The 20,722-nt window shown below is 32.1% G+C and carries 16 protein-coding genes and 1 other RNA gene; 11 read left to right on the forward strand and 6 right to left on the reverse strand.

The window, feature by feature from the left end; genetic code table 11:
• Nucleotides 1-78: 78 nt before the first annotated feature.
• From tpx to ribB, 6 genes are read left to right on the forward strand one after another with little or no spacing between them, the layout of a single operon-like run.
• Nucleotides 79-576 (forward strand): thiol peroxidase, encoded by a 498-nt coding sequence (tpx, locus tag NAT47_RS06170; protein WP_250581470.1) that lies wholly within the window; start codon nt 79-81, stop codon nt 574-576.
• Nucleotides 577-635: 59 nt separating this feature from the next.
• A complete protein-coding gene (locus NAT47_RS06175; protein ID WP_250581471.1) occupies nt 636-1,010 on the forward strand; it encodes a diacylglycerol kinase in 375 nt (124 codons plus the stop codon).
• Between the two features lie 33 nt (nt 1,011-1,043).
• Nucleotides 1,044-3,566 carry a DNA translocase FtsK gene (locus NAT47_RS06180; protein WP_250581472.1) on the forward strand — a complete coding sequence of 841 codons (2,523 nt, stop codon included), beginning with the start codon at nt 1,044-1,046 and terminating at the stop codon, nt 3,564-3,566.
• Nucleotides 3,567-3,573: 7 nt separating this feature from the next.
• Nucleotides 3,574-4,218, forward strand: a complete 645-nt coding sequence (locus NAT47_RS06185; protein ID WP_250581473.1) for a LolA family protein — start codon at nt 3,574-3,576, stop codon at nt 4,216-4,218.
• 46 nt (nt 4,219-4,264) lie between these two features.
• On the forward strand, nt 4,265-5,695 hold the full coding sequence (locus NAT47_RS06190) for an LptF/LptG family permease (protein WP_250581474.1): 1,431 nt from the start codon (nt 4,265-4,267) through the stop codon (nt 5,693-5,695).
• A gap of 4 nt (nt 5,696-5,699) precedes the next feature.
• Nucleotides 5,700-6,833, forward strand: coding sequence for a 3,4-dihydroxy-2-butanone-4-phosphate synthase (gene ribB / locus NAT47_RS06195; RefSeq protein WP_250581475.1), 1,134 nt, complete (start codon nt 5,700-5,702; stop codon nt 6,831-6,833).
• 15 nt (nt 6,834-6,848) lie between these two features.
• Here ribB and ffs read toward each other — a convergent pair.
• Nucleotides 6,849-6,946, reverse strand: an RNA gene (ffs, locus tag NAT47_RS06200) — signal recognition particle sRNA small type.
• A gap of 87 nt (nt 6,947-7,033) precedes the next feature.
• Between ffs and NAT47_RS06205 the strand changes: the two genes are divergently transcribed.
• Nucleotides 7,034-8,077 (forward strand): glutaminyl-peptide cyclotransferase, encoded by a 1,044-nt coding sequence (locus tag NAT47_RS06205; protein ID WP_250581476.1) that lies wholly within the window; start codon nt 7,034-7,036, stop codon nt 8,075-8,077.
• Nucleotides 8,078-8,105: 28 nt separating this feature from the next.
• Here the strand turns inward: NAT47_RS06205 and NAT47_RS06210 are convergent, their stop codons facing one another.
• Nucleotides 8,106-9,056: an NAD(P)H-dependent flavin oxidoreductase gene (locus NAT47_RS06210; protein ID WP_250581477.1), complete on the reverse strand. Its 951-nt coding sequence runs from the start codon at nt 9,054-9,056 to the stop codon at nt 8,106-8,108.
• 172 nt (nt 9,057-9,228) lie between these two features.
• On the opposite strand from NAT47_RS06210, the gene NAT47_RS06215 reads away from it, so the two are divergent.
• Entirely contained in the window at nt 9,229-11,766 is a 2,538-nt protein-coding gene (locus NAT47_RS06215; protein WP_250581478.1) for a zinc-dependent metalloprotease, read from the forward strand.
• 272 nt (nt 11,767-12,038) lie between these two features.
• On the opposite strand, the gene dnaK is transcribed toward NAT47_RS06215, so the two are convergent.
• Together dnaK and NAT47_RS06225 are read right to left on the reverse strand one after the other, a co-directional pair.
• Nucleotides 12,039-13,925, reverse strand: a complete 1,887-nt coding sequence (dnaK, locus tag NAT47_RS06220; RefSeq protein ID WP_250581479.1) for a molecular chaperone DnaK — start codon at nt 13,923-13,925, stop codon at nt 12,039-12,041.
• A gap of 143 nt (nt 13,926-14,068) precedes the next feature.
• Nucleotides 14,069-14,968: an EamA family transporter gene (locus NAT47_RS06225; protein WP_250581480.1), complete on the reverse strand. Its 900-nt coding sequence runs from the start codon at nt 14,966-14,968 to the stop codon at nt 14,069-14,071.
• 149 nt (nt 14,969-15,117) lie between these two features.
• Here NAT47_RS06225 and NAT47_RS06230 point away from each other — a divergent pair, with 149 nt between their 5' ends.
• Nucleotides 15,118-16,533: an L-serine ammonia-lyase gene (locus tag NAT47_RS06230; RefSeq protein ID WP_250581481.1), complete on the forward strand. Its 1,416-nt coding sequence runs from the start codon at nt 15,118-15,120 to the stop codon at nt 16,531-16,533.
• Nucleotides 16,534-16,536: 3 nt separating this feature from the next.
• On the opposite strand, the gene NAT47_RS06235 is transcribed toward NAT47_RS06230, so the two are convergent.
• Nucleotides 16,537-18,492, reverse strand: a complete 1,956-nt coding sequence (locus tag NAT47_RS06235; protein WP_250581482.1) for a KUP/HAK/KT family potassium transporter — start codon at nt 18,490-18,492, stop codon at nt 16,537-16,539.
• Nucleotides 18,493-18,667: 175 nt separating this feature from the next.
• Nucleotides 18,668-19,081 carry a nuclear transport factor 2 family protein gene (locus NAT47_RS06240; protein WP_250581483.1) on the reverse strand — a complete coding sequence of 138 codons (414 nt, stop codon included), beginning with the start codon at nt 19,079-19,081 and terminating at the stop codon, nt 18,668-18,670.
• 81 nt (nt 19,082-19,162) lie between these two features.
• Between NAT47_RS06240 and panB the strand changes: the two genes are divergently transcribed.
• Nucleotides 19,163-19,981, forward strand: a complete 819-nt coding sequence (panB, locus tag NAT47_RS06245; RefSeq protein WP_250581484.1) for a 3-methyl-2-oxobutanoate hydroxymethyltransferase — start codon at nt 19,163-19,165, stop codon at nt 19,979-19,981.
• Between the two features lie 38 nt (nt 19,982-20,019).
• The gene (locus tag NAT47_RS06250; RefSeq protein ID WP_250581485.1) at nt 20,020-20,718 is read left to right on the forward strand and encodes an RluA family pseudouridine synthase; all 699 of its coding nucleotides are present in this window, start codon (nt 20,020-20,022) and stop codon (nt 20,716-20,718) included.
• The last annotated feature ends 4 nt before the right edge of the window (nt 20,719-20,722 follow it).

The following is a 20,722-nucleotide window of genomic DNA, read 5'->3' on the forward strand; positions in this document are numbered from 1 at the left end:
AAATAATCTTAAGTAAAGGATAAGTATAACTTTAACCAATTATTCTTTACTTTTGTTATTCAAAAAAAAAAAATAGGTATGGCATCAATTACATTAGGAGGAAATCCTGTACACACAAATGGCGATTTGCCAGCAGTAGGTTCTAAAGCTATTGATTTTAATTTAGTAAAAACCGATTTAGGAACAGCAACTTTATCTGATTTTGCTGGTTCTAAAGTAGTATTAAACATTTTTCCAAGTGTTGATACAGGAACTTGTGCAGCTTCGGTTAGAAAGTTTAATGAAAAAGCAAGTGCTTTAGCAAATACGAAAGTATTGTGTATTTCTAGAGATTTACCTTTTGCTCAAAAACGTTTTTGCGGCTCAGAGGGATTAGAAAACGTTATCAACCTATCTGATTTTAAAGACGGAAGTTTTGGAAAAAACTTCGGTTTAGAAATTACTGATGGTCCTTTAGCAGGGTTACATTCTCGTGTAGTAATAGTTTTAGATGAAAACGGAACAATTTTACACACAGAACAAGTACAAGAGATTGCTGACGAGCCAAATTATGATGCAGCTTTGGCTGTATTGTAAGATTTTAACAGTCTTAAATTGATTATTTTAGGACTGTTTTAAACATTTAAATAATAAAAATGAAATTCGAAAAAGACGAAACCCTTTTTACAGGAAGATTAAAAAGCATTGGATTTGCGTTTAAAGGCGCAATAAAATTGATAACAACAGAGCATAGTGTAATGGTGCAATCATCTTTGGCCGTCATAATGACATTTGCTGGGCTTTATTTTGGCATAAATCGCTTTGAATGGATGATGCAAATATTAGTTTTCGGATTAGTTCTTGGAATTGAAGGTTTAAACACAGCCGTAGAAAAAATAGCCGATTTCGTACATCCAGACTTTCATGAACGTATTGGTTTTATTAAAGATATTGCTGCTGGAGCTGTTTTTTTTGCTGCCTTGACTGCTATTGCTATCGGATGCATTATTTATTTTCCGTATTTGTTTTAATTTAGCTACTTTTGTAAAAATTGTTCCGTTTACATGGCCAAAAAAACAAGTAAAGATTCCGTAAATTCTCCCACTGAAACCAAAGAAAAATTCTCTTGGCGAATTAGTCGTAAGCAGAAATTTATTTTCGGTATTTTGTTGATTTTCTTTTCTATAGCTTTGTTGCTATCTTTTATTTCTTACTTCATAACAGGAAATAACGATCAAAACATCGTATCTGAATTAGCCAATAGAAGTGCTAAAGCTGAAAACTGGTTGGGTAAATTTGGAGCCTATTTAGCTGACTTCTTCCTTTATAAAGGTTTTGGAGTAGCGTCTTTCATTTTTGTGAGAATCCTTTTCTTAATGGGAGCTTACTTGGTATTAGATATGGCTTTATCAAAACTAAAAAGAAGTTTCTTTTGGGATTTTTATCTCATCATTTTCATTTCTATCATTCTAGGTTTTTTCTGGGAATATATACCACAATTAGGAGGAACTGTTGGATTCGAAATGAATTTATATATTCAAGATTATATTGGAAAAACAGGTGCCTTCTTAGTGCTTTTATTTGGAATTATTTTATTTTTAGTTTTCAAAATTAAATTATCACCAGACAATTTTACTAAAGTTTTTGAAAAACCACAAGCCGAATTAAATGATGATATTGCTGCTGCAAATACAATAGTTCCAGTAACAGAAGAAGCAAACGAGGAAATAGAAGATGAAATCAATACCGATCTACCTTTAACCTCTCCTTCTAATTCTAAAGACGATTTTATCTTAACAGAAGACGAAGAGGAAATGGGGAATTTCGAATTGAAAACCTATCCTTCGAATTTCGAAATCAACAAAGAGGCTTTAAAACCAACAATTGCTTCGGCATCGGAATTAACTTTAGATCCAAAACCAAAAGTTGAAACTCCAGAAGTAACTAATTTTTCAATCGAAGACAGAAGCATTCCGAAAGAAGATTTCGTAAACGAAGACGCTTTTGTAATTGAAAAAGTGGCGGAAGAGGAAGTGGTTGAAGAAAACTTAGCCGCTAAATTGGTTCAAGATTTTGGATTATTCGACCCAACATTAGAATTATCCAATTACCAATTCCCTCCTATTGATTTATTAAAAGAATATTCTTCTGGCGGAATTACCATTAACCAAGCCGAATTAGAAGAAAACAAAAATAAAATTGTTGATACGCTTAAAAATTACAGTATCGGAATTTCACAAATCAAAGCTACGGTTGGACCAACGGTAACCTTGTACGAAATTGTGCCTGATGCCGGTATTCGTATCTCTAAAATCAAAAACTTAGAGGACGATATTGCCTTGTCTTTGGCGGCATTAGGAATTCGTATTATTGCGCCAATTCCAGGTAAAGGAACTATTGGTATTGAAGTGCCTAACAACAATCCAACAATGGTTTCAATGAAGAGTGTTATTGCTTCACCGAAATTCCAAACTGCTGAAATGGAATTACCTATCGCTTTGGGAAAAACCATTTCTAATGAAACCTTTGTGGTGGATTTAGCCAAAATGCCACACTTATTGATGGCGGGTGCTACGGGTCAAGGAAAATCGGTAGGATTGAATGCTGTGTTGACTTCTCTACTTTACAAAAAGCATCCAGCGGAAGTAAAATTCGTATTGGTTGACCCGAAAAAGGTAGAATTAACATTATTCAATAAAATTGAACGTCATTATTTAGCTAAACTTCCAGATGGTGGTGATGCTATTATTACTGATAACACCAAAGTAATCAACACGTTGAACTCGTTGTGTATTGAAATGGACAATCGTTATTCTTTATTAAAAGATGCGATGGTTCGTAACATTAAAGAATATAATGAAAAATTCAGAAACCGCAAATTAAATCCAGAAAACGGACACCGTTTTTTACCTTATATTGTATTAGTAGTAGACGAGTTTGCTGATTTAATTATGACTGCTGGTAAAGAAGTTGAAACACCTATTGCTCGTTTAGCTCAATTAGCTCGTGCTATTGGAATCCACTTAATTATAGCTACGCAACGTCCTTCGGTAAACGTAATTACGGGTATTATTAAAGCCAATTTCCCTGCTAGAATTGCGTTTCGTGTAACTTCAAAAATTGACTCCAGAACTATATTAGACAGTCAAGGGGCAGATCAGTTGATTGGTCGAGGTGATTTACTATATACACAAGGAAATGATATTACTCGTGTTCAATGTGCCTTTGTAGACACACCAGAGGTTGATAAGATTTGTGATTTCATCGGTTCGCAAAAAGCATATCCAGAAGCTTATTTACTTCCAGAGTATGTGGGAGAAGAAAGTGGCATAAAACTTGATATAGATATTTCGGAAAGAGACTCTTTGTTTAGAGAAGCAGCAGAAGTTATTGTTACAGCTCAACAAGGAAGTGCTTCTTTAATCCAACGAAAATTAAAATTAGGTTACAATAGAGCGGGTCGTTTAATTGATCAATTAGAAGCCGCTGGTATTGTTGGACCTTTTGAAGGTAGTAAAGCCCGTTCCGTTTTAATACCTGATTTAATAGCTTTGGAACACTTTTTAAATAATGAACACAACAAATAATTTTAAAATGAGACGTTTTTTACAAGTTGCAATCACATTACTTATTGGTTTTTTTGTACAAGCTCAAGATGCTAAAAAGGCAAAAGAATTGTTAGATGAAGTTTCGGCTAAAGTAAAATCGTACAACAACATTGTGATTGACTTTAAATATACTTTAAATAATCCAAAAGAAAATATCAACCAAGAAAGTAAAGGAAATGTTGCTTTACAAGGCAATTTATACAACCTAAATTTTATGGGTGTAACCAAAATTTTCGATGGAAAAAAAGTCTACACAATTGTACCAGAAGATGAGGAAATTACCATCGCTGACTTTGATGCGAATGATGAAAATGCCATAACGCCTAATAAGATGTTGACTTTCTTTAATACAGGGTACAAATACAGTTGGGATATACCTCAAAATTTAAAAGGAAGAAAAATTCAGTACGTTAAATTAACTCCAAACAATAGTAAGGATCAAAGAAAAGAAATCTTAGTCGGTATTGATGTTCAAACTAAACACATCTACACTGTAATTGAAGTTGGAAAAAATGGAACAAAAACAACTTTGACTGTTAATTCTTTTAAAACAAATCAGCCATTATCGAAAAATCATTTTACCTTTACCAAATCAAAATATCCTAATTATTACATCAATAAATTAGACTAATTTCGTACGGGTGAAAATCTTAGATAAATACATTATTAAATCCTTCATGATTACATTTACTTCGGTATTTGTAATCTTGTTTTTTATATTCGTTTTACAAGGAATTTGGTTATTCATTGCTGAATTGGCGGGTAAAGATTTAGATTTCTTTACTATCATCAAATTCTTATCTTTTTATGCTCCTACGATTGTTCCGCTAGTGTTACCACTTTCAGTGCTATTAGCTTCTATCATGACCTTTGGAAGTTTTGCCGAAAATTATGAGTTTGCCGCAATGAAATCGTCAGGTATTTCATTACAACGCGCTATGAAAATGTTAACCATTACCATTGGGATTTTAGCTTTTGTATCGTTCTTTTTTGCCAATAATGTAATTCCAGATGCCCAATTTCGATTTATAAACCTTCGCAAAAATATTGTACAACAAAAACCCGCAATGGCTATTGCTGAGGGACAATTTAATACCATTGGTACATCAAATATTAAAGTAGATAAAAAATCAGGTGACAATGGTGAATTTTTGGAAGGTGTTACTATGCATATTAAAAATACCAATATGGGCTTAGGTGCCAACACCATAATTAAAGCAAAAAAGGGAGTACTTACTAGTGAAGATGATTCTAATTATTTACAATTAGAACTTTACGATGGTTACTATTACGAAGACATTCATCCTAAAAAGTTTGAAGAACGTAATCGTGTTCCTTTTGCCAAAAGTAGTTTTAAAAAATATACCATCAATATCGATTTAACAAAACTCAATCAAACTGAGATTGATGAAGGTGATATTACCTCTGAAAAAATGTTAACATCTTTAGAACTGAAATACACAATTGATTCTCTCGAAAGTAGTTATGTAAAAGATATTAAATCATATGCTAATAACATTGTATCTCGTAACGATAATATCTTCAACAATTCTAAAGTATCACCTAATTCTGTTAATAAAACATCTTCAGAAAAAGACAAAACGAGTCAAAATTTACTTTCAGTTCTAAAACCAAATGAAGTAAATATGATTTTAGAATTTGCAAAAAACAATGTAACAAGCACTGAGTTTTATATACAAAGCAATAAAACCGACTTAGAAAATAAATCCAAGAATATTAACAATCATTGGTTAGCTATTCACGAAAAATTTGTAATTGCCTATTCTTGTTTGCTTATGTTTTTCATAGGTGCACCTTTAGGAGCAATCATTCGTAAAGGTGGATTAGGATTACCTATTGTATTTGCTGTTTTAATTTTTATCACTTTTCATTTTATTAATACGTTTGGACGAAAAGTAGCACAACAAGATAGTATTCCTCCCTTTTTAGGAGCTTGGATGGCTTCGATACTCATGACTCCATTTGCTATAATTTTAACTTATCGAGCTACTAATGACATTGGTATCATGATCAATTTTGATTGGATAACTGATCCTTTCAAAAAACTTTTTAATAAAATAACCCAAAATAACGACAACAACAACTAACGAAATGTCAAATAACATACAACTTAACACAATTGAAGAAGCTATAGAAGACATCCGCCAAGGAAAAGTAATTATAGTAGTAGATGATGAAGATAGAGAAAATGAAGGTGATTTTCTTGCTGCCGCTGAAAAAGTAACACCTGAAATGATTAATTTCATGGCTACTCACGGAAGAGGTCTAATTTGTGCTCCACTAACAGAATCTAGATGCAAAGAATTAGAACTTCATGCTATGGTTAGAAATAATACCGATCATATGGAAACTGCTTTTACAGTTTCTGTTGATTTAAAGGGAAATGGTGTTACAACTGGTATTTCTGCTTCAGATAGAGCTAAAACAATACAAGCTTTAATAGACACTGAAACTAAACCTTTTGACTTAGCACGACCAGGACATATTTTTCCTTTAATAGCAAAACAAGGTGGAGTCTTAAGAAGAACTGGACATACTGAAGCAGCCATAGATTTTGCTAGACTAGCTGGTTTTAAACCTGCAGGAGTTATTGTAGAAATCATGAATGAAGATGGAACAATGGCACGCTTACCCGAACTAATAGAAGTAGCAAAGAAATTTAATCTGAAGTTAGTTTCTATTGAAGCTTTGGTAGCCTATCGAATGCAACATGATAGTTTAATTCAAAAGAAAGAAGACTTTGATGTTCAAACCCGCTTTGGAACCTTTAGAATGCGTGCTTATTTACAAACAACAAACAAACAAGTACATATAGCACTGACAAAAGGTACCTGGAATGCTGGCGATCCAGTATTAACTCGTATAAACACAACACAAGTCAACAATGACATATTAGGAACTCTAACCGATACTAATGATAAAAAACTAGACGATATTTTCCGTAAAATAAACGAAGTTGAAAAAGGAGCTATAGTTTTTATAAATCAAGAAGTAAAATCTTTAGAATTACTTGATCGTATTACAGAACTTAGAGTTTTACAAAGCCAAGGTGAATTAAAGGCTCCACAAATTAAAATGGATTCAAAAGACTTTGGAATTGGTGCACAAATTTTACACGATTTAGATATTACAAAAATTGATTTATTATCTAATAGTAATGCACCAACAAAAAGAGTGGGAATGATAGGTTATGGTTTAGAGATTAATAGCTATGTAAATTATTAATACTATTAAACAAAAAATGGCAAGCGACCTACATCGCACCGCTACAACCACATACCTTTGCTGTGTTCCCACCCTGGAGGAGTCTGCAGGAGCTGGTCGTGTAGGACTTGCCGGTGCAAATATACAACCTTTTTATATTTTTGCAAGTCTATTAGAGGTATAAAAATAACATACATTTGATTTATCTAAATATTTTAAACATGTTCAAAGTTAAACTACTTGCTTTCATCTCTTTAGGGATACTATCAACTTCATGTAAAGAAGACGAAAATGCATTAAAAAATTTATTTTCTCTAGAAAATTCTGGTATTAAACCTATTCTAAAATTAGAAAATAGTATTGATCTAATTGTACAGAACAAAGAAAACAAAGTAATAGATTCTGTAGTATATTATTTAAACGATACTAAAATTGGTTCTGTAAAAGGGAACGAAAAATTACCTTTTGCATTGAACAATCAAAAATTAGGTAATCAAATCATAAAAGCATTAGTCTATTTTGAAGGAAAAAATATCGATATAACTTCAGGTTTTTCAATTTATGCAAGTTCGGAAGCTAAGATTTTAAATTATAAAATCGTGAATACATATCCACATGATATCAATGCTTATACACAAGGTTTTGAATTTTACAATGGTGTTTTATTAGAAGGAACTGGACAATACAAAGAATCTACTTTACGAAAAACCGATTATAAAACTGGTAAAGTCACTGAACAAATTAAATTAGAAGACAAATATTTTGGTGAAGGAATAACAGTTTTAAAAGATAAAATCTACCAATTAACGTGGCAAGAAAAAACAGGTTTTGTGTACGATGCTAAATCACTTAAATTAGAAAAAACATTTTCATTTGAAACCGAAGGTTGGGGAATCACCAACGATGGTGAGAAATTATATATGAGTGATGGATCTGAAAAAATCTACATTTTAAATCCAGAAACTTTAAAAGTTGAAGATTATATAGGTGTTTATACCAATAGTTCTAAAATTGAACAAGTAAATGAATTAGAATGGGTTAATGGAAAAATTTGGGCAAACATTTATCAGAAAGATGCTATTGCTATTATTAATCCTAAAAATGGTTCCATAGAAGCAATTATCAATCTAAGCGAGTTAAAAACAAAAGTTACAAAACACGCCGAACTTGATGTATTAAATGGAATTGCATACAACCCAGCTACAAAAACATATTTTGTTACTGGTAAAAATTGGGATAAAACTTTTGAAATAGCAATCGAATAAACTAACTAAAAGGAAATTGGTTTCATAATTATGAAACCAATTTCTTTACTATATCCTTAACAGGTAAAATTGCTTTCGTATCTTCTATACTTGGTCCAGCTACCCAAACCGTTTTATATGTCACTTGTGTAGCCGCTTTTTCAGTAGCCTTCATTCCAATGTAAAAACGAATCATTTTGACCCATTTTTTCAGACTTTTGTTTTTATTTAATAAAGTTTCTAACCAAGTCTGTTTAGTTCCTACTTTTTGAACATAAGGTGTATTAATAACTGTACAAGGCGTTCCTGAAATTCGTTCTGTCATAACAATATCTTTTGCACCATAATCCACACAAGCTTGTTTATATTCTTCAGAAACGCCTGATTCATTTGATGCAATAAACGGACTACCTACTGAAACTCCAACCGCTCCATAACTCAACATTTTATCTAAATCAGCCTTACTTCCTACTCCACCAGCAGAAATAACTGGTAAAGAAGTATTTTCATTCAATAACTCAATCAAAGTTTTAGGATCAATATTTCCTCTGTGTCCACCCGCCTGATTGTTAACTGCAATTAAAGCATCTGCTCCTAAACTTTCAACCTTTTTTGCAAAAGCTAAATCGGTAACGTCACAAAACACTTTAATTCCAACTTTATGAGCCTCTCTAATGGTTTCCTCGGGAGATCCAAGAGAAGTCAAAATGAAGTCAACACCTTCCTCACATAAAACTCTTAATTGCTCCTTATATTTTACGTTTGACTTATTTACTATTAAATTAAAACCGAAACTACCTCCAGAAACTTTCGCAGCTTTCAATTCATGAATAGCCGCTTTTAATTCATCTAAAGTTCTGTAATTTAAAGCTGGAATACATCCTGCAACACCACTTTTCATTCCTTCAATAACCATTTTTGTATTGGAAACTAAAAACATAGGTGCCATAATAACAGGGTAAGTTATATTTAATAGCGAAGTCAAAGATTGTTTTCCCATAAAATAAAAATTTAAGTCAAATATAAGAAATTAAAATATTATGCACGCATATAAAAAACAATTCTTTACATACTATCAAAAAGAAAACAAATGTTAAAATTCTTAATAAAAACATAATATGAAAGGTAAAATATTAAGATTAGAATAAATTTGAAAACTAAAACTTATCAAAATGAATAAAAAACTAACACTTTTAGGTTGTCTTTTCATTTTCTTTCTATCGGCTGAAACTTTTGCCCAAAAGAAAAAAGACAAAAAAAAACCTACTACTGAAACGGTTGCACCCGATTTAAAAAAAACAGATGCAAAAAAAGAACCTAAACCTTACAAAAAAGTAATTGATTCTACTGCAGTTACTCAAAAAGGATTAATTGATGTCCATAAAGTTGGAGATAAATATCTTTTTGAAGTAGCTGATTCCTTAATAGGAAAAGAAATCATGACCATTACAAGATATTCAAAAACACCTGCTGGTGGTGGAATTTTTGGTGGTGAAGAAGTAAACAGACAAGTGATTAAGTTTGAAAAAGGACTGAGCCATAATATTTTGGTACGTTCTATAACTTATGTGATTTCAACACCAGATGAAGACAAACCAATAACAAAGGCAGTAAAAAATTCAAGTGCTGACCCAATTATTGGAAATTATGAAATATTAGCATACAAAAAAGATGCTAAAGGGAAAGAAAATATTGGTTATGTTATTGACATGACAGCTGCTTTTGATTCTGATTTACAGACTTTTTCTTTAAGTCCTATGAACAAACAAATGCTAAAAATTCAAGCTTTTCAAAAGGATCGCTCTTTCATTCAAAGCATTAAAAGTTTTCCCATTAACACTGAAATTAGAACTGTTAAAACCTTCACAACTGTTCCTAGACAAATTTCTATGACACCTGCTCCAAGAATTGGGACCGACTTACCAGCAGCATTAGACGCAGGAGTTTTAACGTTTGAGTTTAACACTTCTATGATTTTGTTACCGCAAAAGCCTATGCGCAAAAGAGCTTTTGATAAGCGTGTAGGATATTTCGCAAATGACTATGATGTATTTGAAGAAGATTCTCAAAAAGCGGATAAAGAAATTTTTGCGGTGAGATGGAGATTAGAACCTAAAAACGAAGAAGACGCAGAAAGACAAAAAAGAGGTGAATTAATTGAACCTAAAAAACCTATTGTTTATTACTTAGATCCTGCTACACCAGACAAATGGAAACCATATATCAAGCAAGGTATTGATGATTGGCAAGAAGCATTCGAATTTGCTGGTTGGAAAAACGCTATTCGTGGTGAATACTGGCCAGAAAACAATTCCGATATGAGTTTAGAGGATGCTCGTTTTTCTGTGTTACGTTATTTTGCTGCTGATATTCAAAATGCTTATGGCCCTAATGTACATGATCCTAGAACAGGAGAGATTTTGGAAAGTCACATTGGTTGGTATCATAACATTATGAGTTTATTACGTGATTGGTATTTAATCCAAACAGCCGCTGTTGATCCTGCTGCAAGAAACATTAAATATGATGATAAATTAATGGGGGAATTAATCCGTTTCGTTTCAGCTCATGAAGTGGGGCATACTTTAGGATTACGTCACAATATGGGAGCCAGTTTTGCTACTCCAGTAGAAATGTTAAGAGATCCTGAATTCCAAAAGAAAAATGGTCACACCTCCTCTATCATGGATTATGCTCGTTTCAACTACGTGGCACAACCAGAAGATGGTGTAAAAGATTTATTCCCAAGAATTGGTGACTACGACAAATGGGCAATTAAATGGGGTTATTCTTATTTCAAAGACGCTAAAGACGAAGATGCTGAAAAAGCACTATTAAATGAAATGACTAAAGATGCTTATAAAAATCGTCGTTTGTGGTTTGGTACTGAAACAAATCCTTATGACCCGCGTTATCAAACAGAAGATTTGGGTGATAATGCCATGAAAGCTTCTGAATATGGAATCAAAAACTTAAAAAGAATTTTACCAAATTTAATTGAGTGGAGTAAAGAAAATGGTGAAGATTATGATGAATTAAACGGATTGTACAACTCATTAACAGGCCAGTACAGACGTTATATGGGTCATGTTACTAAAAATGTTGGTGGTATTTATGAAACTCCAAAAACCTATGACATGGAAGGAAACAAATATGAAGTAGTTCCTTCATCAATTCAAAACGAAGCGGTTGCTTTCTTAAATGAGCAATTATTTAAAACTCCAAAATGGTTATTAGATCAAAATGTATTATCTAAAATTAAACCTGAAAACGGAGTTGAAGCGATTAAATCTATTCAAGATGGTACATTATCAAGTTTATTAGCTGGAGATCGATTAGTGCGCTTATTAGAAACATCTTCTCAAAGTAAGGCAAATTACTCTGTAGATGAATTAATGAGTGATTTAAGAAGAGGAATCTTCTCTGAATTAAGAACAAAGGCTCCAATTGATATCTACAGAAGAAATCTTCAAAAATTGTATGTTTCCAAATTAATTGAAACCATGTCTAGCGATAAAACTAATGTGGCTTTCTTCAACGGAAGAAGAATTGTTTTAGCAGATACTGATATTCCATCAATTGCTCGTGGTCAATTAAACGAATTGAAAAATCAATTAAAAGCAGCAGCAGCTGTTTCTACTGATCGATTAACTAAATTCCATTTGAATGATTTAGTAGCAAGAATTGAAAATGCAATGAAACCAAAATAAGAAATAATTGGTTTTCAAAATAAAGGGGAAAGTGAAACAACTCTCCCCTTTTTTTATTTCTACATGAATCAAAAAAAATTTAATTCTTGAATCACAAAGATGTGTAATTGATTGCCAATTCTTTTGAGCCAAATATTCTATCAAAAAAAAAAAGGATATTTTGTGATGTTTATTTTGGTTTTCCCAATATAAAAAAAATCAACTGCAACTTTAATAAAATAAAAAACCGAATCATTTCTGATTCGGTTTTATATCTATTTTCGATTAGAAAATTATTTTACTTCTTCAAAATCTACGTCTTGAGTTTGATCTCCAGAAGCATTTGCTTGAGGTTCTGCTTGTGCAGCACCACCTTCAGCTTGTGCTTTGTACATTTCTTCAGATGCATTTTTCCAAGCTTCATTGATTTTATCTAAAGCTGGAGTAATAGTAGCTACATCTTTAGTTTCGTAAGCTGCTTTTAATTCTGTTAATGCACTTTCGATAGCCGTTTTGTTAGCTTCTGATAATTTATCACCAAACTCACCTAATTGTTTTTCTGTTTGGAAAATCATTGAATCTGCCTCGTTTAATTTATCTGCTTTTTCTTTTGCTAAACGGTCAGCTTCTGCATTCATTTCAGCATCTTTTTTCATTCTTTCGATTTCTTCTGGAGTTAATCCTGAAGAAGCTTCGATACGAATATCATGCGATTTTCCTGTTCCTTTATCTGTAGCTGAAACTTTGATGATACCATTTGCATCGATGTCGAAAGTTACTTCAATTTGAGGAACTCCTCTTGGTGCTGGTGGAATACCATCCAAGTGGAAACGACCGATTGTTTTATTATCACTAGCCATTGGTCTTTCTCCCTGTAATACATGGATTTCTACCGATGGTTGATTATCTGCTGCTGTAGAGAAAACTTGAGATTTTCTTGTTGGGATAGTTGTATTTGCTTCAATTAATTTTGTCATTACACTTCCCATAGTTTCGATACCTAACGAAAGTGGTGTAACATCTAATAATAATACATCTTTAACATCTCCCGTTAAAACTCCACCTTGAATAGCAGCTCCAATAGCTACCACTTCATCAGGATTAACTCCTTTTGATGGTTTTTTACCAAAAAATTTCTCTACTTGCTCTTGAATAACTGGGATACGAGTAGAACCTCCTACTAAGATTACCTCATCAATATCAGAAACTGATAAACCAGCATCTTTTAAAGCTTTAGCAACTGGCTCCATAGAACGTTTTACTAAAGATTCTGCTAATTGCTCAAATTTAGCTCTTGTTAATGTTTGAACTAAGTGTTTTGGCCCTGTAGCTGTAGCTGTAACGTAAGGTAAGTTAATTTCAGTTTGAGTAGAGGCTGATAATTCAATTTTAGCTTTCTCAGCTGCTTCTTTTAAACGTTGTAATGCCATTGGATCTTTACGTAAATCAACACCTTCTGCAGTGTTAAAATCGTTAGCTAACCAATCGATAATTACTTGGTCGAAATCATCTCCACCCAAGTGTGTATCTCCGTTTGTAGATAATACCTCGAAAACTCCATCTCCTAATTCTAGGATCGAAATATCAAAAGTACCTCCACCTAAATCGTAAACTGCGATTTTTTGGTCTTTTCCTTGTTTGTCTAATCCATAAGCTAAAGCTGCTGCTGTAGGCTCATTGATGATACGCATTACTTTTAAACCTGCAATTTCACCCGCTTCTTTTGTAGCTTGACGTTGCGCATCGTTAAAGTAAGCTGGAACAGTAATAACTGCTTCAGAAACTGAATGACCTAAATAATCTTCAGCTGTTTTTTTCATTTTTTGAAGAGTCATTGCAGACAATTCTTGTGGTGTGTATAAACGACCATCGATATCAACACGTGGTGTATCGTTATCACCTTTAACCACTTTGTAAGCTACAGTAGAAGCTTCTTTTGTACTTTCAGAATACTTATTCCCCATGAAACGTTTTACAGATGCAATCGTTTTTGTAGGGTTAGTTACTGCTTGTCTTTTTGCCGGATCTCCAACTTTAATTTCGCCACCTTCTACAAAAGCAATTACAGATGGTGTTGTTCTTTTACCTTCAGCATTTGCAATTACAACAGGTTCTCCACCTTCCATAACAGCCACACATGAGTTGGTTGTTCCTAAGTCGATTCCAATAATTTTACTCATTTTTATAATTGTTAAATTTTAAATTCAATTTTAAACTCGATTTGGTTATTTCAATGATTGTGCCATTACAAAAAAATAGGAAAATTGACAGAAAACAGCTTTTGTCAGCCTAAATGAACTGACAAATTGTCGTTTATTGGTAATTATTTCACTCTATTCTGTTTTAGATTTTTAAAAGTCGTCAGGTTAAAAACTACAATCGAGATTACAATTAAAGCATATGAAATGATTTGGGCCACTGAAACTGTTTCATTAAAATAAAAAATCGCCAAAAAGAAATGAATTAGAGGATTGGTATACATCAAAATTCCAACAGTAGAGGAATTTAGGCCTTTTAAAGCAAATAAATTCAAAAACAATGGAAGAATCGTGAAAACTATTACAATGATTAAAAGTAGAAAATAAAACTGAAATTCAGTTGGCAAAACACCGCCATAGAGAGGATAAAATGGTAATAATATTAGCGAAGAAATAACCATTTGGATTGTTAAAATCAAGAATTTGTCAAAATAACTATTCTTTCTTTGAGAAACTAAATAAAAACCAAAACTCAATGCAATAATAACACTGTAAATTAAATCTTGTAAATTTCCATAAGATAAAATTCCACAACTTACAGCACATAATCCAACGGCTATCCATTGCCAAACATCAATTTTTTCTTTTAATAACACAAATCCTAAAACTGTTGTTAAAATAGGACAAATGATATAAGCAAAAGAAGCAGATTGTAAACTGACATGATTAACGGCATAAATAAATAAAAACCAATTTAATACCAGTAAAAGACCACCAACAACAGTCATTATAACAGCGGATTTTTGTTTTTTCTTTGAAAGTTGATTAAAGGTTTTCTGCGCATTCACAACAACTGATTTTCTGAAAAACAAATTGATGACTAATAAAAATGCAGTAGCAATGAAAACTCGGAAAAATAGAATATCTAGTGAAGGATAATCCACTAATGGCTTCAGAGCTAAACTAAAAAATCCCCAGATGATGAAGGCGCTTAAAGCAGCCAAAAAATATTTGTTTATTAGCATTTGTTTTTTGTGCAAAAGAACAAAAAAATGAAATATGAAAATCAAATTTTATGTCATCAATTTAAGTAAAATATAACAGTTGAACACGTTTATATATTGGATAATTCAAATTTTAAAAAGTATATTTGCCATAACAAACTAAAAAATTTATGGAGTGTATTTCTGTTTTTGATATGTTAAAAATTGGTGTAGGACCTTCAAGTTCTCACACTCTTGGACCATGGCGAGCTGCTGAACAATTTTTAAAAGAATTGCGTGAACGCAATCTAATTGACAATGTAATAAGCGTTAAAGTTGATTTATATGGTTCATTATCATTAACAGGAAAAGGTCATGCTACAGATTTAGCAGTTATGCTAGGATTAAGTGGTGCTGACCCAGAATATATTCCAGTAGAAAGTATTGATGTGATCATTTCTGCCATCAAAAACAAAAAGGAGATATTCTTAGGAAATGAAATTATTATACCATTTTGTTTTGAAACTGATATCATTTTTAATCGAAACTTTTTACCATTCCATGCCAATGGGCTAAGTTTCACTGCCAAAACAGATACCGAAACTTATTCGGAAACTTACTATTCCATTGGTGGTGGATTTGTAGTAAAAGAAAAAGAAGACAATCATAAAGACGAAATTTTACACACTTTCCCTTTTCCAATTGAAAAAGCAGATGAACTTTTGGCTTATTGTGAAAAGGAAAATAAAAAGATCTCAGAAATCGTTTACGAAAACGAAAAAACCATGAGAAGTGAAGAAGAAATTCACAACGAATTACTTCGAATTTGGGATACGATGTTGGAATGTATGTACATAGGCTGTCATTCCGAAGGGATTCTTCCCGGTGGTTTGAATGTAAAGAGAAGAGCTTATGATATGCACAAAAACTTAATAGGAGTTTTACCTTATGATAATCCGTATTCTTGGTTGCAAATCATTAGACAAACCGAAGTTAAATTCCGTCAGATTTTAAAATGGGTAAGTTGTTTTGCTTTAGCAGTAAATGAAGTTAATGCCTCATTAGGTCGTGTGGTAACTGCACCTACTAATGGAAGTGCTGGTGTTATTCCTGCAGTTTTAATGTATTATTTGGTAATAGAAAATCACAACGCTGGCGAAAAAGAAATAAAGCAATTTTTAATGGTCGCAGGTGAAATTGGTTCTATCTTCAAAAAAGGAGCAACGATTTCAGCCGCTATGGGTGGATGTCAGGCAGAAATTGGAGTATCTAGTGCTATGGCCGCAGCCGCCTTATGTGAATTAATGGGCGGTACTCCAGCTCAAGTTACAATGGCAGCCGAAATTGCAATGGAACATCACTTAGGTTTAACATGTGACCCGATTGGTGGTTTAGTTCAAATTCCTTGCATTGAAAGAAATACTATGGGAGCAATTAAAGCAATAAATGCAGCCGAATTAGCATTAGAGACAGATGCAAAAAATGCTAAAGTTCCATTAGACAAAGTAGTAAATACCATGTGGCAGACTGCTAAAGACATGAATTCTAAATACAAAGAAACTTCAGAAGGTGGCTTAGCAGTAGCCGTTAATATGGCAGATTGCTAAGATTTAGTGATTCTTGATATGTAATTTTCTTTTCAGAACTAAATCAGTAACTGGATTAAAAATTAGTGGAATTTCTTCTACAACAACATCACTTTTATCTAAACCAAAGGCTTTTTCATCAGAAACTCCTAATCCTTTTAAATTAAAGTAAGCGTTTAGTAAGAAACCTTCTTTAAAAGAAAACTCATTCTCAAAAGAAATAAATTTCTCTAAAACCACAAATTTGAAATCAGGTTCTGCATTGTACTTAGAAGATCCATCAGGTCTAATGTGTAAATCTAGCTCTTTATTATCAACCAATTCTTTGATAATATGTTTGAAATACAATTCCACCTTAGGTTGTATTCTGAAGCCTGCATTGATATTTACTTTGATTACTTTATCATTTATCAACTCAATCACTTCATAATCTAAAGTAAATGGTTCCTCAGTTCTATTAATGTGTAAAAACCAATATACATCCGCTCGTTTTGGTTTTTTTGCAAAAATAGACTTCATAATCTTTTCTTCAATTTCAGAAGTTTTATCCGCTTTTGTTAAATAAACTAAATGTGTTGCATATTTGGTGTAGGTATTATCAGATGATAATTCGACTAATAAATCTCTGTAATTACTTAAAGGAACATATTTAGTAAACTTATTATTTAATCGTCTACCAAAAAATATAATATACATTACAGCAAAAAAGATTCCAGATATAACGATTGTTACAAATCCTCCTTCAGGAAATTTCTTCATATTCGCTATGAAAAAGGAAACTTCGATAAATGAAAAAAGTAAAAAAATAATTAGGATTATATACTTTTTAAAACGCAAACGATAATGTAAGTAATACATCAATAACAAAGTAGTCATCATCATAGCCATCGTAATAGCTAATCCGTAAGCAGCCTCCATGTGTTCTGAACTTTTAAAGTATAAAATCATAGCCACACAACCTGCCCAAAGAATTAAATTGATCGATGGAATGTAAATTTGCCCTTTATTATTAGTTGGATTTTTTAAGGTAACTCTTGGCCAAAAGTTTAAGGAAATAGCCTCATTAATCAATGTAAATGATCCACTTATCAAGGCTTGTGACGCAATAATGGCTGCCATCGTAGCTATAGCAATACCAAAGAGTAAAAACCAATCGGGCATGATTTTAAAAAATGGATTTCTACCGCTTAAAAAATTATTCTGTTCAGACATCAACCAAGCCCCTTGTCCTAAGTAATTAGTTACCAAACATATTTTTACAAATGCCCAAGTAATTCGAATATTGTTTTTCCCACAATGTCCTAAATCTGAATACAATGCTTCTGCTCCAGTTGTACATAGGAAAACAGCCCCTAACAACCAAAATCCATGAGGATACTCAACTAACAAACGATAAGCATACATTGGATTTAAACATTTTAATATTTCAGGATGCTCAATTATTTGTGAAAACCCCAAAATAAACAACATAGAAAACCACACCACCATAGCAGGTCCAAAAAAGTAACCTACTTTTTGAGTACCAAATCGTTGAAATAAAAATATTCCAGATAGGATAGCAATGACAATTGGAATTGTTGGAATATCTGGAATTATAACTTGAAGTCCTTCAACGGCTGACGCAACAGAAATTGGTGGTGTAATAATACCATCTGCTAACAATGTTGCTGCACCTAAAATAGTAGGTATTACAAGTCGACCTTTTCCAAATCGTTTCACTAATGCATATAAAGAAAAAACGCCTCCTTCTCCATGATTGTCAGCGTTCAATGTTAATATAATATACTTAAAAGTAGTTTGAAAAGTTAAGGTCCAAAAAACACAAGAAATTCCACCATAAACTAATAATTCGGATATTGGTCTTTTATCTACAATGGCTTTCATTACGTACAATGGACTAGTACCTATGTCTCCATAAATAATACCGAAAGCAACTAGTAATGTAGCTGCTGTAACTTTTTGTTTAGTTGAATGTCCCATAAAATTGGAAAATAATTAGCTAACTTTTCTATCAAGAATAAAAATTGTAAAAGTTCATAAAATAAATTAGTAAGGAAACTGTTTTTTAATATTTTTATGGAACTAGCACTACTATTTATATTCATAATTAGATTGCAAATATACTCAGAGTTGGTTTATTAACACTTTTTTTTGATTATTTTTTTCTTCGAGTATCAATTAAATGAATTATGTACCACTGACCATTTTCATTGTATAAGGTAAAAGAATTTACTCCTATATGACTCAGATTATCATTTAGATAAAATTCATAAGGTGTCCATACATGGGCTAAATTTCCATCTATTTCGATTTTATAATCTAACAACTTTTCAAAAAAGTTCATGTCATTTGGTATAGTAGCAATAGATTTTAAAAAATCAGAAAATAATTCTGTTTTCAATATATTACCTTCTTTAGTGTTAGCAACAGTTTGCATAACAATTTCGGGATGACCTATTTTCTTTAACGTGGTCGTATCTTTTGAATGAAATGCTATAAAAAAATCATCAATTGTTTTTTTAGGCTGAAAATCTTGTGCATTCATAATCGAAAAAAATAAAAATGTCACTACAAATAGTAATTTATTCAAAATATAGTTTTATTATAAATTTATTAAAGTTAATTTTGTTTAATCAAATATAGCAGAAAAATGTCAGTAGCAAAAAAAGATTACAAGAGAATTACAACTAGAACTCTTATTGATATGAAAGAAAATGGAGAAAAAATCTCTATGTTGACAGCATATGATTTCACTATGGCTAAAATTGTAGATAGTGCTGGAGTTGACGTAATTTTAGTTGGTGATTCTGCTAGTAATGTTATGGCCGGACACGAAACTACACTACCTATAACACTTGACCAAATGATTTATCATGCATCAAGTGTGGTGAGAGCATGTGAAAGAGCTTTAGTTGTTGTTGATTTGCCTTTTGGAAGTTACCAATCTGACTCAAAAGAAGCCTTACGTTCTGCCATACGAATAATGAAAGAAAGTGGTGGTCATGCTGTGAAATTAGAAGGCGGAAGCGAAATAAAAGATTCGATCAAGAAAATTTTAAATGCAGGAATACCTGTCATGGGACATTTAGGATTAACTCCTCAGTCAATTTATAAATTTGGAACCTATACTGTTAGAGCAAAAGAAGATGCAGAAGCTGAAAAATTAATTGAAGATGCAAAAATGTTAGAAAGAATAGGATGTTTCGCATTAGTTTTAGAAAAAATCCCTGCAAAACTTGCTGAAAAAGTAGCAAAAAGTATTTCTATTCCTGTAATCGGAATAGGTGCTGGTGGTGGTGTTGATGGACAAGTTTTAGTCATTCATGATATGTTAGGAATGAACAATGAATTTAGCCCGAGATTTTTAAGACGCTATTTAAACTTATACGAACAAATGACACAAGCTATTGGACAATATGTGACCGATGTTAAATCCAAAGATTTTCCAAACTCAAGCGAGCAATATTAATTTTGAATTCATTATTCGATTTTAAGATACTCAAAAATATGGCTGAAAAAGTTATTTCTACCAAAGACAACTTGCAAATCCTCCATGAAGACAATCACATTATTGTAATCAATAAGCGTGTAGGAGATATAGTTCAAGGTGATAAAACAGGTGACAAAGCTTTATCGGAAGTCGTAAAAGAATACCTCAAAGAAAAATACAACAAACCTGGTGATGTTTTTCTAGGTGTAGTTCACCGTTTAGATAGACCAACATCGGGAATTATTGTTTTTGCTAAAACTTCAAAAGCACTATCACGATTGAACGAAACTTTCAAAAATAGAGAAACTCAAAAAACCTATTGGGCAGTAATTAAAAATTGTCCTCCAAAAGAAAAAGACACTTTAGTCCATTTTCTAAAACGAAATTCTAAAAATAATACCTCAAAAGCTTATCTGAAAGAAATTCCTGAAAGCAAAAAAGCTAGCTTAACATATCAAATAATAAAAAAATTAGATAATTATTTTGTTTTAGAAATAGATTTACACACCGGAAGACATCATCAAATTAGAGCACAACTACAAGCTATCGGTTGTCCAATAAAAGGAGATTTAAAATATGGTTTTGATAGAAGTAATTCAGATGGAGGTATTCATTTACATGCCCGAAAAATAATATTACTTCACCCTGTAACTAAAAAAGAACTTTCTTTTACTGCTAATCCTCCCAACGATGTTATTTGGAATTCATTAATTTAACATA

Source organism: Flavobacterium fragile (genome assembly GCF_023634865.1).
Classification (GTDB): domain Bacteria; phylum Bacteroidota; class Bacteroidia; order Flavobacteriales; family Flavobacteriaceae; genus Flavobacterium; species Flavobacterium fragile.

Coding starts and splice junctions, on each gene's coding strand:
- tpx (WP_250581470.1), top strand. CDS start 79: ATGGCATCAATTACATTAGGAGGAAATCCTGTACACACAAATGGCGAT.
- NAT47_RS06175 (WP_250581471.1), top strand. CDS start 636: ATGAAATTCGAAAAAGACGAAACCCTTTTTACAGGAAGATTAAAAAGC.
- NAT47_RS06180 (WP_250581472.1), top strand. CDS start 1,044: ATGGCCAAAAAAACAAGTAAAGATTCCGTAAATTCTCCCACTGAAACC.
- NAT47_RS06185 (WP_250581473.1), top strand. CDS start 3,574: ATGAGACGTTTTTTACAAGTTGCAATCACATTACTTATTGGTTTTTTT.
- NAT47_RS06190 (WP_250581474.1), top strand. CDS start 4,265: ATGATTACATTTACTTCGGTATTTGTAATCTTGTTTTTTATATTCGTT.
- ribB (WP_250581475.1), top strand. CDS start 5,700: ATGTCAAATAACATACAACTTAACACAATTGAAGAAGCTATAGAAGAC.
- NAT47_RS06205 (WP_250581476.1), top strand. CDS start 7,034: ATGTTCAAAGTTAAACTACTTGCTTTCATCTCTTTAGGGATACTATCA.
- NAT47_RS06210 (WP_250581477.1), bottom strand. CDS start 9,056: ATGGGAAAACAATCTTTGACTTCGCTATTAAATATAACTTACCCTGTT.
- NAT47_RS06215 (WP_250581478.1), top strand. CDS start 9,229: ATGAATAAAAAACTAACACTTTTAGGTTGTCTTTTCATTTTCTTTCTA.
- dnaK (WP_250581479.1), bottom strand. CDS start 13,925: ATGAGTAAAATTATTGGAATCGACTTAGGAACAACCAACTCATGTGTG.
- NAT47_RS06225 (WP_250581480.1), bottom strand. CDS start 14,968: ATGCTAATAAACAAATATTTTTTGGCTGCTTTAAGCGCCTTCATCATC.
- NAT47_RS06230 (WP_250581481.1), top strand. CDS start 15,118: ATGGAGTGTATTTCTGTTTTTGATATGTTAAAAATTGGTGTAGGACCT.
- NAT47_RS06235 (WP_250581482.1), bottom strand. CDS start 18,492: ATGGGACATTCAACTAAACAAAAAGTTACAGCAGCTACATTACTAGTT.
- panB (WP_250581484.1), top strand. CDS start 19,163: ATGTCAGTAGCAAAAAAAGATTACAAGAGAATTACAACTAGAACTCTT.
- NAT47_RS06250 (WP_250581485.1), top strand. CDS start 20,020: ATGGCTGAAAAAGTTATTTCTACCAAAGACAACTTGCAAATCCTCCAT.